General features: G+C 62.9%; 12 protein-coding genes. 9 read left to right on the top strand and 3 right to left on the bottom strand.

What is annotated here, in order from left to right; all coding sequences use genetic code 11:
- The first annotated feature begins 119 nt into the window (after positions 1–119).
- Positions 120–1,391: an S-methyl-5-thioribose kinase gene (gene mtnK / locus K6301_RS19355; RefSeq protein WP_247222180.1), complete on the top strand. Its 1,272-nt coding sequence runs from the start codon at positions 120–122 to the stop codon at positions 1,389–1,391.
- Positions 1,388–2,482: an S-methyl-5-thioribose-1-phosphate isomerase gene (gene mtnA, locus K6301_RS19350; RefSeq protein WP_247222179.1), complete on the top strand. Its 1,095-nt coding sequence runs from the start codon at positions 1,388–1,390 to the stop codon at positions 2,480–2,482. The genes mtnK and mtnA overlap by 4 nt, the downstream gene beginning before the upstream one ends.
- 65 nt (positions 2,483–2,547) lie before the next feature.
- Here the strand turns inward: mtnA and K6301_RS19345 are convergent, their stop codons facing one another.
- Positions 2,548–3,429 (bottom strand): LysR family transcriptional regulator, encoded by an 882-nt coding sequence (locus K6301_RS19345; RefSeq protein WP_247222178.1) that lies wholly within the window; start codon positions 3,427–3,429, stop codon positions 2,548–2,550.
- A 97-nt stretch (positions 3,430–3,526) separates the two neighbouring features.
- Between K6301_RS19345 and K6301_RS19340 the strand changes: the two genes are divergently transcribed.
- Positions 3,527–4,276 carry a sulfite exporter TauE/SafE family protein gene (locus K6301_RS19340; protein ID WP_247222177.1) on the top strand — a complete coding sequence of 250 codons (750 nt, stop codon included), beginning with the start codon at positions 3,527–3,529 and terminating at the stop codon, positions 4,274–4,276.
- Between the two features lie 100 nt (positions 4,277–4,376).
- On the opposite strand, the gene K6301_RS19335 is transcribed toward K6301_RS19340, so the two are convergent.
- Together K6301_RS19335 and metC are read right to left on the bottom strand one after the other, a co-directional pair.
- A complete protein-coding gene (locus K6301_RS19335; RefSeq protein ID WP_425475432.1) occupies positions 4,377–5,045 on the bottom strand; it encodes a GntR family transcriptional regulator in 669 nt (222 codons plus the stop codon).
- A gap of 114 nt (positions 5,046–5,159) precedes the next feature.
- A complete protein-coding gene (gene metC / locus K6301_RS19330) occupies positions 5,160–6,323 on the bottom strand; it encodes a cystathionine beta-lyase (RefSeq protein WP_247222176.1) in 1,164 nt (387 codons plus the stop codon).
- Positions 6,324–6,459: 136 nt separating this feature from the next.
- Between metC and K6301_RS19325 the strand changes: the two genes are divergently transcribed.
- The 6 genes from K6301_RS19325 to K6301_RS19300 all read left to right on the top strand — a co-directional run bounded on the left by K6301_RS19325 (position 6,460) and on the right by K6301_RS19300 (position 13,453).
- A complete protein-coding gene (locus K6301_RS19325; protein ID WP_247222443.1) occupies positions 6,460–7,494 on the top strand; it encodes an amino acid ABC transporter substrate-binding protein in 1,035 nt (344 codons plus the stop codon).
- A gap of 63 nt (positions 7,495–7,557) precedes the next feature.
- Positions 7,558–8,754, top strand: a complete 1,197-nt coding sequence (locus K6301_RS19320; protein ID WP_247222175.1) for an amino acid ABC transporter permease — start codon at positions 7,558–7,560, stop codon at positions 8,752–8,754.
- A gap of 61 nt (positions 8,755–8,815) precedes the next feature.
- Positions 8,816–9,862 carry an amino acid ABC transporter permease gene (locus K6301_RS19315; protein WP_247222442.1) on the top strand — a complete coding sequence of 349 codons (1,047 nt, stop codon included), beginning with the start codon at positions 8,816–8,818 and terminating at the stop codon, positions 9,860–9,862.
- Between the two features lie 21 nt (positions 9,863–9,883).
- Positions 9,884–10,651 (top strand): amino acid ABC transporter ATP-binding protein, encoded by a 768-nt coding sequence (locus K6301_RS19310; RefSeq protein WP_281505905.1) that lies wholly within the window; start codon positions 9,884–9,886, stop codon positions 10,649–10,651.
- Between the two features lie 51 nt (positions 10,652–10,702).
- Complete coding sequence (locus tag K6301_RS19305; protein ID WP_247222174.1) at positions 10,703–12,091, top strand: MmgE/PrpD family protein; 1,389 nt, start codon at positions 10,703–10,705, stop codon at positions 12,089–12,091.
- A 6-nt stretch (positions 12,092–12,097) separates the two neighbouring features.
- Positions 12,098–13,453, top strand: a complete 1,356-nt coding sequence (locus tag K6301_RS19300) for an MmgE/PrpD family protein (protein WP_247222173.1) — start codon at positions 12,098–12,100, stop codon at positions 13,451–13,453.
- Positions 13,454–13,475 lie beyond the last annotated feature (22 nt).

Here is a 13,475-nt window from a genome sequence, read left to right as displayed (position 1 = left end):
GATAGGCTCTCATCAAATGTCAAGGCCGTTGACAATTGACAGAATGATGCCTTAGCTGTGGGCACAGACGGCATGGCGGCAGGCAATGGAGGCAGCCCCGTGCGCAGGAGGAGAACATCATGGACAGTCCCGTCTTCGAGGCGCTGAGCGCCGAGACATTGCCGGAAAGGCTTGGCGGCAACGCCGCCCTGAAAGAGAGGATCGGCAACGATTCGTCGCGCTGGACGATCAAGGAAGTCGGCGACGGCAACCTCAATCTGGTCTTCATCGTCACGGGAGAGACGGGCGCTGTCATCGTCAAGCAGGCGCTGCCCTATGTGCGCCTCGTCGGCGAGAGCTGGCCGCTGCCGCTGAAGCGCTCCTTCTTCGAATATCACGCGTTGAAGCGCCAGGGCGCACGCGACCCCGGCATGGTGCCGGAGATCCTGTTCTTCGACGAGGCGCAGGCCATCATCGTCATGGAGTTCCTGACGCCGCATGTCATCCTGCGCCGCGCGCTGATCGACGGGCGCGCCCTGCCGAAGATCGGCCGGGACCTCGGCCTGTTCGTCGCCCGCACGCTGTTCCGCGGCTCCGATCTTTCCATGGTCACACGCGAGAAGAAGGCGGATGTCGCGCTGTTTTCCGACAATGTCGAGCTCTGCGACATCACGGAAAACCTCGTCTTTTCCGATCCCTATTTCGAAGCTGAACTGAATCGCCACACAACGCCGCAGCTCGATCCGCTAGTCGCCGAACTGCGCGCCGACCGTGACCTCAAGGTCGAAGCACAGCGGCTGAAGCATCTGTTCGCCGCCAAGGCCGAGACGCTCTGCCATGGCGACCTGCACACCGGTTCCGTCATGGTGACCGACGACGAGACCCGCGTCATCGATCCGGAGTTCGCCTTCTACGGCCCGATCAGCTTCGACGTCGGCATGCTGATCGCCAATTTCTGGATGAGCTATTTTTCGCAGGCCGGCCACGAGGCATCCCCCGGTGCGCGCGACGGCATGCGCGCCTACCTGCTCGATACGATCGATACGCTGTGGGAGACGTTTCGCGCGGAATTTTCCCATCTCTGGCGCACCGAGCGCAAGGGCATCCTCTATCAGGCCAGCCTCTTCGAGGATCGCAACGACCAACTCGCCGCCGAACAGGCGCTTACCATCGTCATCGATGAGATCTGGTGCGAGATGCTGGGCTTTGCCGGCATCGAGATCCACCGCCGTATCCTCGGCCTTGCCCACAATGCCGATTTCGAAACCATCGCCGACCCCGACCGCCGCGCGTCCGGCGAAAGCAAGGCCCTGAAGCTCGGGCGTCACCTCGCCGTCAACCGGCAGCGCATCCACGGTCTTCGCGATATCCGCGAGACGGTGGAGCGGCTTGAAAAGGAGATCATCGCGTGAAAGTCGAAGAACGCCATTACCGTACGATCTGGCTTAACGAGGATGGCCGCTCCGTCGACATCATCGACCAGCGCTGGCTGCCGCATGAATTCCGTGTCGTCACGCTCCAGACGGTTGCCGATGTCGCCGTCGCCATCCGGGATATGTGGGTGCGCGGCGCGCCGCTGATCGGCGTCACCGCGGCCTATGGCGTCGCCATCGCCATGGCGCAGGATCCGTCCGATGCGCATCTCGATGCTGTCTGGGAAGAATTGAACGAGACCCGCCCGACTGCCATCAACCTTCGCTGGGCGCTCAATGCGATGCGTGATCATCTCGCCCCGCTGCCGGAAGACCAGCGCGCCGGTGCCGCCTATGTGCGCGCCGCCGAGATTGCCGAAGAGGATATCGAGCTCAACCGCGCCATTGGCGCCAACGGCCTCGATGTCATCCGCAAGATCGCGGCCAACAAGAAGCCGGGCGAGCCCGTGCGCATCCTTACCCATTGCAATGCCGGCTGGCTCGCAACGGTCGACTACGGCACGGCGACCGCGCCGATCTACATGGCCGTCGAGGCGGGCATCCCCGTCCACGTCTATGTTGATGAGACCCGCCCGCGCAACCAGGGCGCCTATCTCACCGCCTGGGAAATGAATGGACACGGCGTTCCGCACACGCTGATCGTCGACAATGCCGGCGGCCATCTGATGCAGCATGGCGATATCGACATGGTGATCGTCGGCACCGACCGCACCACGGCGAACGGCGACGTCTGCAACAAGATCGGCACCTATCTGAAAGCGCTCGCAGCACGCGACAACGACGTGCCCTTCTATGTCGCGCTGCCGTCACCCACCATCGACTGGACGGTGCATGACGGCGTCAAGGAAATCCCGATCGAGGAGCGCACCGCCGACGAGGTGAGTTTCGTGCAGGGCCGCGCCGCCGACGGCTCGATTGCCAGCGTGCGCATCTCGCCGGAAGGCAGCCCCGCCGCCAACCCCGCCTTCGACGTCACGCCCGCCCGCCTCATCACCGGCCTCATCACCGAGCGCGGCATCGCCACGCCGTCGCCCGAGGGCCTGAAGACACTCTTTCCCGAACGAGGCTGACACCCGGCAGACCCCGTCCATGGGATGTGGAAGAGGAGGCTCGGTGAAGCCAAGCCTCTCATCTGTCACGCCTTTGCCAGATGCTCGAAAAGGTCCTGGGTCATCGGCGTGATGTCGAGGTTTGCGGGTATGCAGACCGAAAGATACCGCTTCGCCCAGCTGTCTACGAGCGGCGTGATGGCAAGCGCATGCGAGCGCCTGCATCGTCGGGCGATCGTCTCGGGAACGACCGCCACGCCGATACCGGCGGCAGCCGCGGAACATATGGACTCGAATGTGCGCAGCCGGATCCGGTATCGGAGCTTCACCGCAAGCCTGTCGGCCTGAAGGTCGATGTGATCCTGCAACGCGCCGTTTTCCAATCCCATGAAATACTCGTCGGCCACCTTGTAGAACGGAACGTCCTTCTCCTGCGCAAGCCAATGCGACTGCGCCGACACCATGACAAGCCTGCTCACGGTGAAGGGCCTGAGCCGCAGCCCATCCGTGGCAGCGGCATCGGACAACACGCCGATGTCGGCGAAACCTGCTGCAACGCTTCGGGCGATTTCGTGACTTTGGCGCTCCTGCAGATCGATATCGACCTGCTGATGCATCGCGACCCAGGGAATGAGGCGTGCCGGCAGGACTTCCGCGATGGCGGCCGTGTTGGCATGCAGGCGGATCGTCGCTCGTATACCCTTTGCGTGGCGTGCCATGTCCCCGCGCATGACGGAGGCCCGATTGAGGATTTCGCGGGCGTGATGGGACAGTGCCTCGCCCGCCTCCGTCAGAGCCACGCCTCGGCGGCCCCGTTCCATGAGCTTGACTTGCCCCGTGATCTCCATTTCGCGCAGGCGATCACTCGCAGCAGCAAGCGAAAGCCCGACGGCAGATGCCCCGTGCGTAATGCTGCCGGCATCGGCGACGGCGAGGAACAGCCCAAGATCGGTGAAATCAAAGCGCATGTCTTGATGTTACAACCGAGCCAGGCTTCGGTCCAGCCGAAGGCTGGATACGGCAAAGGCGCATTGCCGGGGTTTCCTATTCGGGTATCGAAAAGAAATGATCGACCTGTCAAACTCTCTGCTGATCGCCGTTGCCGCCACGTTCTTTGTCGCCGGAATCGTCAAGGGCGTCACCGGCATGGGCCTTCCGACCGTGGCAATGGGCGTGCTCGGTGGTTTGTTCTCGCCGCTCGCGGCCGCCGCCCTGCTCATCGTCCCGTCTTTCGTGACAAATGTCTGGCAGCTGCTGGCAGGGCCGAGCGTCATGGTCATTGTACGACGTCTTTGGACCATGATGGCAGGCGTGATGCTGGGGACATTCGCCGGCTCCTCAATTCTGAAAAACGGGGAAACGGGCCTCAGCACCTTCATGCTCGGGTTCGCGCTTGCGGCCTATGCCGTCTACACCCTCTTCGCGCGTCCCTTTCAGGTCCGCCCGCAGGACGAACGTTGGCTCTCGCCTCTTGTCGGAGGCGTGACGGGCCTTATCGCCGGCGCGACGGGTGTGTTCGTCATTCCTGCCGTGCCCTATGTGCAAGCCCTTGGACTGCGAAGGGATGACCTCGTTCAGGCGCTCGGCCTTTCCTTTACGGTATCCACCATCGCGCTCGCCGCTGCGTTGGGATCACGCGGCGTCTTTGAGACGCATACGCTCCTGCTCTCATCGGCCGCCGTTGTCCCGGCACTGTTCGGCATGTGGGCGGGGCAGTCTGTCAGACGGCGCGTCAGTCCCGCAACGTTCAAGCGCTGCTTCCTGATCGCGCTTGCGCTTCTGGGGCTGGAAATGATGCTGCGGTACGTGCTTTAGCTTACGACATGCGTTGATCGCTTTCGTGTTCCAAAGCGGCTGAAAGCACCAAATGCCTGGTGCGGCCGGCAGTTTGCCAAACCACGTGGCCGTTGGAACCTCAATCGTCGCTTCCCTCCGCCAGCATTTTCAGACGTATCTGAAAACCCTCGGAAATGTGCAGGCGTGCGGCTCGTTCGGCGCGATCGCCATCACCTTGTGCGATTGCGTCCACGATTTCCTCGTGCTCGGCCTGCGCGGACTGTACGCGGTCGGCCCTCGTGTATGTCGAGCCGGGCAGGAGGCTCAGGTGGACACGCAGATTGCTGAGCGCCTCCACCATGAACTTGTTGTGCGAGGCCTGCACGATCTGCCTGTGCAGCAGCTTGTTGCGGGCAAGAAGCTTCTGGGGATCGGTAAGATCGCGGTCCTGCATGACCATTTCCCGCAGCAGATTGACTTCCGCGCGGGATGCGTGCTCTGCGGCCAGACGGGTTGCCATGCCCTCAAGCCCCTCACGAACGGCAAAAAGCTGGCGAATGTGATCGACGCTTGGGTGTGCGATGATCAACCCGCGTTGCGGGCCGTGCTCGGCCAGTCCCATCGTGTGCAAACGGTGAAGTGCCTCGCGCACCGGAGTCCGGCTGATGCCGAGGCGCTGTGCCAGATCGGTTTCGGTCAGCCGGCTTCCCGGACGCAGTTCGCCGCTCTCGATGAGATCGAGAATATGGTCAAGCGGGTTGCGGCGCGCTGCGTTGGGCTCCAACACTTGCTTCATGCGAATATCCATGCCTTTCAAGTGTGGCCTTCCGCCGATGGCGGGTGACCTCCTCGCCCCTATACAGACGTTTTTTCCGCCGCACTACAAATGTCGTCGAACATTAGCCGCAGATGCAAGCGGCTGTCACCGCAGACGATCAAGCCCTTGGCGTATCTCGCGAATGAGGTCGACCGGGTTTTCCAGCCCGACATGGATGCGGATCGTCTGTCCGCCGGGCTCCCAGGTCGTGGCGGTGCGGTAGACGGAGGGGTTGCTTGGCACCATCAGGCTTTCGAAGCCACCCCAGCTCGATCCCATGCCGAAGAGGGTGAACCCGTCGAACATGCGGGCCAGTGCCGTCCGATCGACAGCGCGTATGACGAAGCCGAACAGGCCCGAGGCCCCGGTGAAATGACGTTGCCACAGCATGTGGCCGGGATCTTCAGGCAGGGCCGGATGCATCACGCGTAGCACCTCGTCCTGCTCGCCCAGCCAGCGCGCAACTTCCAGTCCGTTGACGTGGTGTTGGGCCATGCGTACGCCGATCGTGCGCAGGCCGCGCAGGGCGAGAAAGGCATCGTCCGGTCCGACGCAGAGACCGAAGCGCAGATAGGCCTCGCGCAGGCGGTCATATTCCTGCTCCCGGCACGCAATCGTGCCGAGCATGAGGTCCGAATGTCCCGAAATATATTTCGTTCCGGCCTGCACGGATATGTCAACGCCCTGCGAGATCGGCTGACAGAAGTATCCGCCGCTCCATGTATTGTCGATGACGGTCACGATGCCGCGGCGCCGCGCGACTTCGCTGATGGCAGACACGTCCTGGACCTCGAAGGTCTGGGAGCCGGGCGATTCCATCCAGATCAGCTTTGTTTCGGGGCGTATGAGGGTTTCGATATCTGCACCGATGGTCGGGTCGTAATAGGTGGTTTCGATGCCGAACTTCTTCAGCGTGAATTCACAGAACTTTCGCGTGGGGCCGTAGGCGCTGTCGGTCACCAGGAAATGCGCGCCCGGCTCGGCGTAGCTCATCAGTATGATGCTGATCGCACTGACACCGGAGGGCGTAACGAGTGCCTTGTCCGCTCCCTCCAGGGCGCAGATCGCGTCTTCAAGAGCGTGCGTGGTGGGGGTTCCGCGGCGACCGTAACGCAATCGCGCGCTCTCTTTCGCATCGAGGGCCGCAAGGTTGGGAAACAGGATCGTGGAGGCGCGGTAGACCGGTGTGTTGACGGTACCGGAATGGTCTGCGGGCGATCGTCCGCAATGCGCCAGGCGGGTGTCCAGACCCAGATCGTCGTTCTTCATAAGCATTTCCCCGAGGGTAATCGATGTCTATTGCATACCGTTGGATACATATGTATACAGTAACCCATGGGGCGTCAATGACATGGCGAGGCCTAAAGCCCGCTGCCCTGGGGAACGATGAGGAGAAGACATGACAATGTTGAAGGCTGTTATACGCTCCGTCCTGGCGGGTGTCGTGGCTGGCGCTCTTGGCGTCCCGGCCGCGCAGGCGAATTCGGGCGATACGCTTGCCGCCGTCAAGGCGCGTGGAGAGGTCCTGTGCGGCGTCCACCCGGCGCGCCACGGCTTTGCCGCGCCCGACAGCCAGGGCAAGTGGAGCGGCTTCGAAGTCGACTTCTGCCATGCGGTCGCAGCCGCGATTTTCGGCGATGCGAACAAGGTGCGTTTCGTTGCCCTGTCCTCGCAGCAACGTTTCCCCGCCATCCAGTCGGGTGAAGTCGACGTCCTGGCGCGCAACGTGACGGCCACGCTCGGCCGCGATACGGCGCTGGGCCTCAATTTCTCTCCGCCGATCTTCTACACGGGAACCGGTTTCCTGGTGCGCAAGGATGACGGCATCACCAAGGTCGAAGACCTCGACGGTGCCGCAATCTGCATGGCGCCGGGCTCGACCACGGAGCGCAACGTGGCCCAGATCTTCGCCGCGCGCGGCATGAAGTACACGCCCGTCGTCATCGAAAACAACAAGCAACTGGTCGATGCCTATGTGACCGGCCGCTGCGATGCTCTGACCAAGGACAAGGCAGCGCTTCCGGGCGTGCGCGCGGTCGACACGGAAAATCCTGACGACCACGTTCTCCTGCCAGGCATCTACTCCAAGGAGCCGCTCGCCATGGCGGTGCGCCAGGGCGATGACCAGTGGTACGACCTGATCAAGTGGGTCGTCTACGCGACGTTCAATGCCGAGGAAATGGGCGTTAGGCAGGCCAATGTCGACGAAATGAAGTCCTCGACGGACCCTGATGTCCAGACGCTGCTTGGCGTCATCGGCGACAACGGCACCAAGCTCGGCGTTAGCAATACGTGGGCCTACGACATCGTCAAGCAGGTGGGCAACTACAAGGACATCTACATGCGCCACTTTGGCCCGGATAGCCCGGTGGCGCTGGATCGCGAGCAGAACGTGCTGTGGACCGAGGGCGGCCTGCTCTACGGTTTGCCGATGCAATAAGCCGGTCGAGCCGCGCCCCGAGGGGCGCGGACTCCACGCACGCAGATCCACTGGAGATATCATATGATCGATGCCACTCCGGCGCGCGGCGGGCGGCCCTCCGCCCGCAGGCCGAAAGACTTGCTCTACAGTGAGGGCTTCCGCGCCGCAGCCTACCAGATCGCGCTTGCGGCTGCCGTCATCTTCATCGGGCTGTTCCTCTATCATAACGTGGTCGAAAACCTACAGCGCCAGAACATCGCGACGGGTTTCGGCTTTTTGAAGGAAGTCTCTCAGTTCGAGATCGGCGAGGCGCTGATCAACTATTCCGCGCGTGACACCTATGCCCGCGCTTTGCTGGTCGGCCTTCTGAACACGCTCAGCGTCTCGGCAGCGGGCATCGTTCTTGCCACCATCATCGGCTTTTCGGTTGGAATTGCCCGTGTGTCGAATAACTGGCTGCTGCAGCGCATCGCAACGGGCTATGTCGAAATCGTTCGCAACGTCCCGGTCATTCTTCAGGTGATCTTTTGGGCGGCGGTCACCCGCAACCTGCCTGCGCCGCGTCAGGCCCTCGATCTGTGGGGATTGGGTTTCCTCAGCAACAGGGGCCTGACCTTTGCGACCCCGGTCGCCGACCCCGCGCATGGATGGATGTTGCTTGCCCTCGTTGCCGGTATCGTGCTGGCCGCTGTCGGCGATCGATGGGCGCGACGCCATCGCGAGGCGACCGGCAAGCACGTCGATATGCTGTGGCCGAGCGTTGCCGTCATTATCGGCCTGCCGCTCATCGTGTGGCTTGCCTTCGGTGCTCCGCACCTGATCAGCTTCCCCGAGCGCAAAGGCTTCAGTTTCGTCGGCGGTTACACGATCAGCCCCGAATTCGTGGCGCTGATGACGGGGATCTCGCTTTACGCTTCCGGCTTCATCGCCGAGATCGTCCGCGCCGGCATCGAGGCAACGCCCAGGGGGCAGGTCGAAGCCGCGCGATCCATCGCGCTTCGTCCGCGCTTCATCATGCGCTACGTCGTTCTGCCTCAGGCGCTGCGCGTGATCGTGCCGCCGCTGACGAGCCAGTATGTCAGCCTCATCAAGAACAGCTCCATTGCCGTCGTCGTCGGCTATCCCGACCTCGTGAACATCGGCAACACGGTGATGAACCAGACCGGCCAGGCGGTCGAGGCCATCGCCGTGATGATGACGATCTATCTCATCATCAGCGTCGTGACGTCGCTTCTCATGAACACCTACAACCGCCTCGTGGCGATCAAGGAGCGGTAGGATGAAGGCAGCTTCCTCGCAAACTCCGCTCGCAACCGCCGTCTATGATCCACTTGCCCGCATGTCGGCCGGCGACTGGCTGAAACGGAATCTGTTCAGCTCCGTCTGGCAGACCCTCCTGACCGTTATTACGGCCGCCGTGCTGCTGCGCTTCTTCTGGTTCGTTCTGGATTGGGGTGTGATCAACGCGGTCTGGTTTACATCCGATCCCGAGGTATGCCGTGCCGCCACGGGTGCCTGCTGGGCGGTCATCGTCGAAAAGCACCGGCCGATGCTGTTCGGGCTCTATCCCTATGATGAGCATTGGCGGCTGGTCCTGATGATGGCCATCTATCTCGGAACGGTCGTTTTCTCGCTGATGCCGCGCAACTGGAACTTGCGTCTTCTGGTTCCGCTATGGTGCGTGGCGGCCGTGTCCATCGGCGTGCTGATGTTCGGCGGTGTCCTCGGTCTCCGCTATGTACCGACATCGGAATGGGGCGGCCTGCCGCTCACCATGCTGCTGTTTACGGGCACCGTGTTGTTCGGCATGCCGGTTGCCGTGCTGCTTGCACTCGGCCGACGTGCGCCGCTCCCCGTCGCCAGGGGCGTTTCGGTCGTCTTTATCGAAGCGCTGCGCGGTGTTCCGCTCATCACCATCCTGTTCGTTGCCGTAAACGTCTTTCCGCTGTTCCTGCCGGCCGGAGTCCAGGTGGACAAGCTGTTGCGCATCACGATCGGCATTGCGATCTTCTTCGCCTGCTACCAGGCAGAGGTGATCCGTGGCGGTCTCCAGGCCATTCCGCGTGGTCAGTACGAGGCCGCGGCGTCGCTCAGCCTGACCTATTGGCAGACGACCACGCGCATCATCCTGCCTCAGGCGCTGCGCATCTGCCTGCCGGCCATTACGAACCACATCATTGCCGCCATGAAGAACACGTCCTTCGTGATCATCATCGGCCTGTTCGATATTCTCACCGCAACCACGGCTGTCATGCAGGATCCGCTTTGGCGCAAGTTCTACGTCGAGGCCTACCTGTTCGTCGCGGCTGTCTATCTCTTCTTCGGCTACGCGCTCTCGCTCTATGCGCGCAAGGTGGAGAAGTGGATCGCCAGCGGCCGCATCTGACAGCCGAAATCGGAGATATTCATGTCCCAGTCCACGTCCATGCAGGCGGCAGACGCCCCGATCATCAGCCTGCACAACGTTTCCAAATGGTATGGCCAGTTCCAGGTGCTGTGCGCCGTCGACCTCGATGTCCGCAAGGGCGAACGCGTCGTGGTCTGCGGACCGTCCGGTTCCGGCAAGTCCACGCTCATTCGCTGCATCAACCGCCTGGAAGTGCACCAGGAAGGCCGGATTTTCGTCAAAGGCCTGGAGATGACGGACAATGTGAAGAACATCGACGCCATCCGCCGCAACATCGGCATGGTGTTTCAGAACTTCAACCTGTTCCCGCATCTCACGGTTCTTGAGAACCTGACCCTCGGGCCGATGCTCACCCGCCAGATGAAGAAGGCCGACGCGGAAGACCTCGCCATGCATTTCTTGCGCAAGGTCCGCATTCCCGAGCAGGCGCGGAAGTATCCATTGCAGCTGTCCGGCGGGCAGCAGCAGCGCGTGGCCATCGCCCGCTCCCTTTGCATGGAGCCTGAGATCATGCTGTTCGACGAGCCGACCTCGGCGCTCGATCCCGAGATGATCAAGGAAGTGCTCGATACGATGATCGAGCTTGCGCAAAGCGGCATGACCATGATCGTCGTGACCCACGAGATGGGCTTTGCCCGTACCGTTGCGGACAATGTCGTCTTCATGGCCGACGGCCGGATGGTCGAAAGCGCGCCGCCCGAGGAATTCTTCGGCAATCCGCGCGAGGAGCGCACACGCACCTTCCTCGACCAGATCCTCAAACACTGACGCTTACGGCTCGCCCCGACGGCGGGCCACACTGAAAGACAGGAGATTTCCGTGACGTCTTTGACGCCTGAGCTTGCGGCGCGCGCCGCAGGCCTGAGCTTTGCTGACCTCAGCGCCGCGGCCCGCGACTGGGCTTGCCGCGCTTTCGCCGATACTGTCGCCTGCGGAATTGCCGGTGCCGACGAGGACGTCGTGCATCTTGCCGACGCCGTTCTGCCCGCCGCTGCCGGCCCGTCCGCGCTTCTCGGTCGGCAAGGGCGACTGCATCCGCTCGATGCCGCGCAGATCAACGGCATTGCCGCGCATGCACTCGATTTCGACGACTGCAATCTCGAAATGGACGGCCATCCGTCCGTCTCGATCGTTCCGGCGCTTCTGGCGCTGGGCGACCAGCTTGACTGCGATGGCGCCGATCTTCTGACGGCCTATGTTGCAGGCGTCGAGACTGAAATCCGCATCGCACGTTTGTCCAACCCTGCCCATGCCGATCGTGGCTGGCATCCGACCGTTACCTTCGGGGTGATCGGCGCGGCGGTCGCGGCAGGGCGGCTACTGAGGCTCACACCCGAACGCATGGCGACCGCCATCGGGATCGCGGCGTCCTGCGCGGCGGGTCTTCGGGCGAATTCGGGAACGATGACGAAGCCGTTGCATGCCGGCCAGGCCAACCGCAACGGCCTGCAAGCCGCGCTTTTGGCCGAGAAAGGCTTCACCGCTGGACCAGCCGTGCTGGAACACAAATTTGGTTTCATGGCGGCATTCAATGGTGGCGTCACGACCGATATCGCGCCCGCTCTGGATGGCTGGGGCAGGGACTTCGCGCTTCTGTCACCGGGTATTGCGATCAAGCAGTATCCCTGCTGCGCCTTCATCCACTGCGTTATCGACGCGGCCTGCGAGTTGCGTGGCACCGTCGCCGTCGGTGATATCGCGGAGGTCGAAGTTGCGCTGCATGCGCGCCGTCTGCGAAACATCGACCGGCCAAAGCCCCGTGACGGTCTGGATGCCAAGTTCTCGACCCAATATCTGACGGCGCGGGCTCTGATCGCCGGTACTGTCGGCTTCGCGGATTTCGAGGAGCCGCTGCTGTCCGACGGTGCGACATCGGCGCTTGCTGCACGCGTTCGGCTTGTCGCCCATGAGGAAGGGGACCTGTCGCTCGGCCACGTCACACTGCGTCTTGCCGATGGCCGCAGCCTGACGGCCAGCGCAAGCGTTGCCATGGGCCGGGGCCCGTCCAATCCGATGACCGAGGCCCAGTTCCGCGCGAAGTTTGATGATTGCGCCGGACGTGTCCTTTCGCCCGACATGTCGGAACGCCTCTACACGTCCCTCATCGCGCTGCCCGACCAGCCCTCGCTGCGCAGTCTCACAAGCCTGATGCAGCCTGTTTCCACCACCCAGCACCGTGCCGCCTCGCGCGCGGCCAACGAAAGGTGATTGCCGATGTCTCTCTCTCGCGAACTTGCCGCGCGCGTTGTCGCGCTTGACCCGAACGGCTTCGACCCGGACGCTGTGAAGTGGGCGCGCAATGCCATCGCCGACATGATCGGCTGCACCTTGCTGGGCGCGCCGACCGAGACAACGGACGCTGCCCGCATGCCGGAGCTCTACGGGGCGGGCGCGTGCCTCGTCCTTGGTCGCCGCGAGAGGCTCGGCATGCTCGATGCCGCCTTCGTGAATGGCACGGCCGGCCATGCGCTGGACTACGATGATACGTCGAAGTCCCTGTCGGGCCATCCGACCGTCATCATCGTGCCGGGCTTGCTGGCGCTTGCCGAGATGAGGGGCGTGAGCGGCAAGGCCTTCGTCGATGCCTACATTATCGGTGTCGAGGCGGCGACGCGCTTTGCACGGGGCGTCAATTTCCAGCACTACGAGAAGGGCTGGCACCCGACCGCGACGCTCGGCATCTTCGGGGCCGCTGTCGCCGCGTCCGTGCTGATGGGGCTTTCGCAGGACGAGATCGCCAATGCGATCTCGATCTCGGCCTCTCTCGCCTCCGGTCTGAAGGCCAATTTCGGCACATCGACCAAGCCGTTGCATGCCGGTATCGCCGCGCGAAATGGATTATTCGCCGCGCTGATGGCCTCCAAGGGTGTGACCGGCTCGCCGGTTGCGCTGGAGCACCCGCAAGGATTCCTGGAAGTGTTCAATGGCGCCGGCAACTATAATATCGACCGGATGCTTGCCGGATGGGCGCAGCCGCTCGACCTGCTCGCGCCCGGCATCTCGATCAAGAAATATCCCTGCGTCTATAGCGTTCATGGCGCGATCGACGCGGCGATCCAGCTTCATGACGGCCCGCTTGGTAACACCGCAGGGGTGACGGACGTGCTGGTGCGGATGCATCCCCGCCGCCTTCTGCCGCATGTGCGAAATCCCGCGACAAGCGCCCTCAATGCCAAGTTTTCACTGCCCTATGCGGTGGCGCGCGGTCTGGTGAACGGCGCGGTGCTGCTGGATCATTTCGAGGACGCAGCGCTTCATGATCCCGCCGTTACGCGTGTCATGGGCCTGATCCGCATGGAGCCTCATGACGACGACGCCAACGATTACGGCGCGGAGGTCGTGGTGACGCTGGAGGATGGCACGGTACTGCGCCAGACGGTGGCCGCTCCGCTCGGGCGCGGCCCGGAGGCCCCGCTTCCGCAGGACATGCTGGAGGCGAAGTTCATCGACTGCGCCCGCCGCAGCCTTTCCGATGACGGCGCAGCTGAAATCTTTGGCCAGTTGATGCGCCTCGACGACCTGCCGCGCATGGCGGACCTGACGGCCGCCATCGAAGCCGCCACGCTCTGAAGATATCCGAAGGAACCAGAGA

Source organism: Shinella oryzae, from assembly GCF_023038235.1.
Lineage (GTDB): Bacteria > Pseudomonadota > Alphaproteobacteria > Rhizobiales > Rhizobiaceae > Shinella > Shinella sumterensis.
Note: the sequence above shows the minus strand (reverse complement) of the source record. Positions and strands in the feature narration are given on the sequence as shown.

Coding starts and splice junctions, on each gene's coding strand:
- mtnK (WP_247222180.1), top strand. CDS start 120: ATGGACAGTCCCGTCTTCGAGGCGCTGAGCGCCGAGACATTGCCGGAA.
- K6301_RS19325 (WP_247222443.1), top strand. CDS start 6,460: ATGTTGAAGGCTGTTATACGCTCCGTCCTGGCGGGTGTCGTGGCTGGC.
- K6301_RS19345 (WP_247222178.1), bottom strand. CDS start 3,429: ATGCGCTTTGATTTCACCGATCTTGGGCTGTTCCTCGCCGTCGCCGAT.
- K6301_RS19315 (WP_247222442.1), top strand. CDS start 8,816: ATGTCGGCCGGCGACTGGCTGAAACGGAATCTGTTCAGCTCCGTCTGG.
- K6301_RS19340 (WP_247222177.1), top strand. CDS start 3,527: ATGATCGACCTGTCAAACTCTCTGCTGATCGCCGTTGCCGCCACGTTC.
- K6301_RS19335 (WP_425475432.1), bottom strand. CDS start 5,045: ATGGATATTCGCATGAAGCAAGTGTTGGAGCCCAACGCAGCGCGCCGC.
- K6301_RS19300 (WP_247222173.1), top strand. CDS start 12,098: ATGTCTCTCTCTCGCGAACTTGCCGCGCGCGTTGTCGCGCTTGACCCG.
- metC (WP_247222176.1), bottom strand. CDS start 6,323: ATGAAGAACGACGATCTGGGTCTGGACACCCGCCTGGCGCATTGCGGA.
- K6301_RS19320 (WP_247222175.1), top strand. CDS start 7,558: ATGATCGATGCCACTCCGGCGCGCGGCGGGCGGCCCTCCGCCCGCAGG.
- K6301_RS19310 (WP_281505905.1), top strand. CDS start 9,884: ATGTCCCAGTCCACGTCCATGCAGGCGGCAGACGCCCCGATCATCAGC.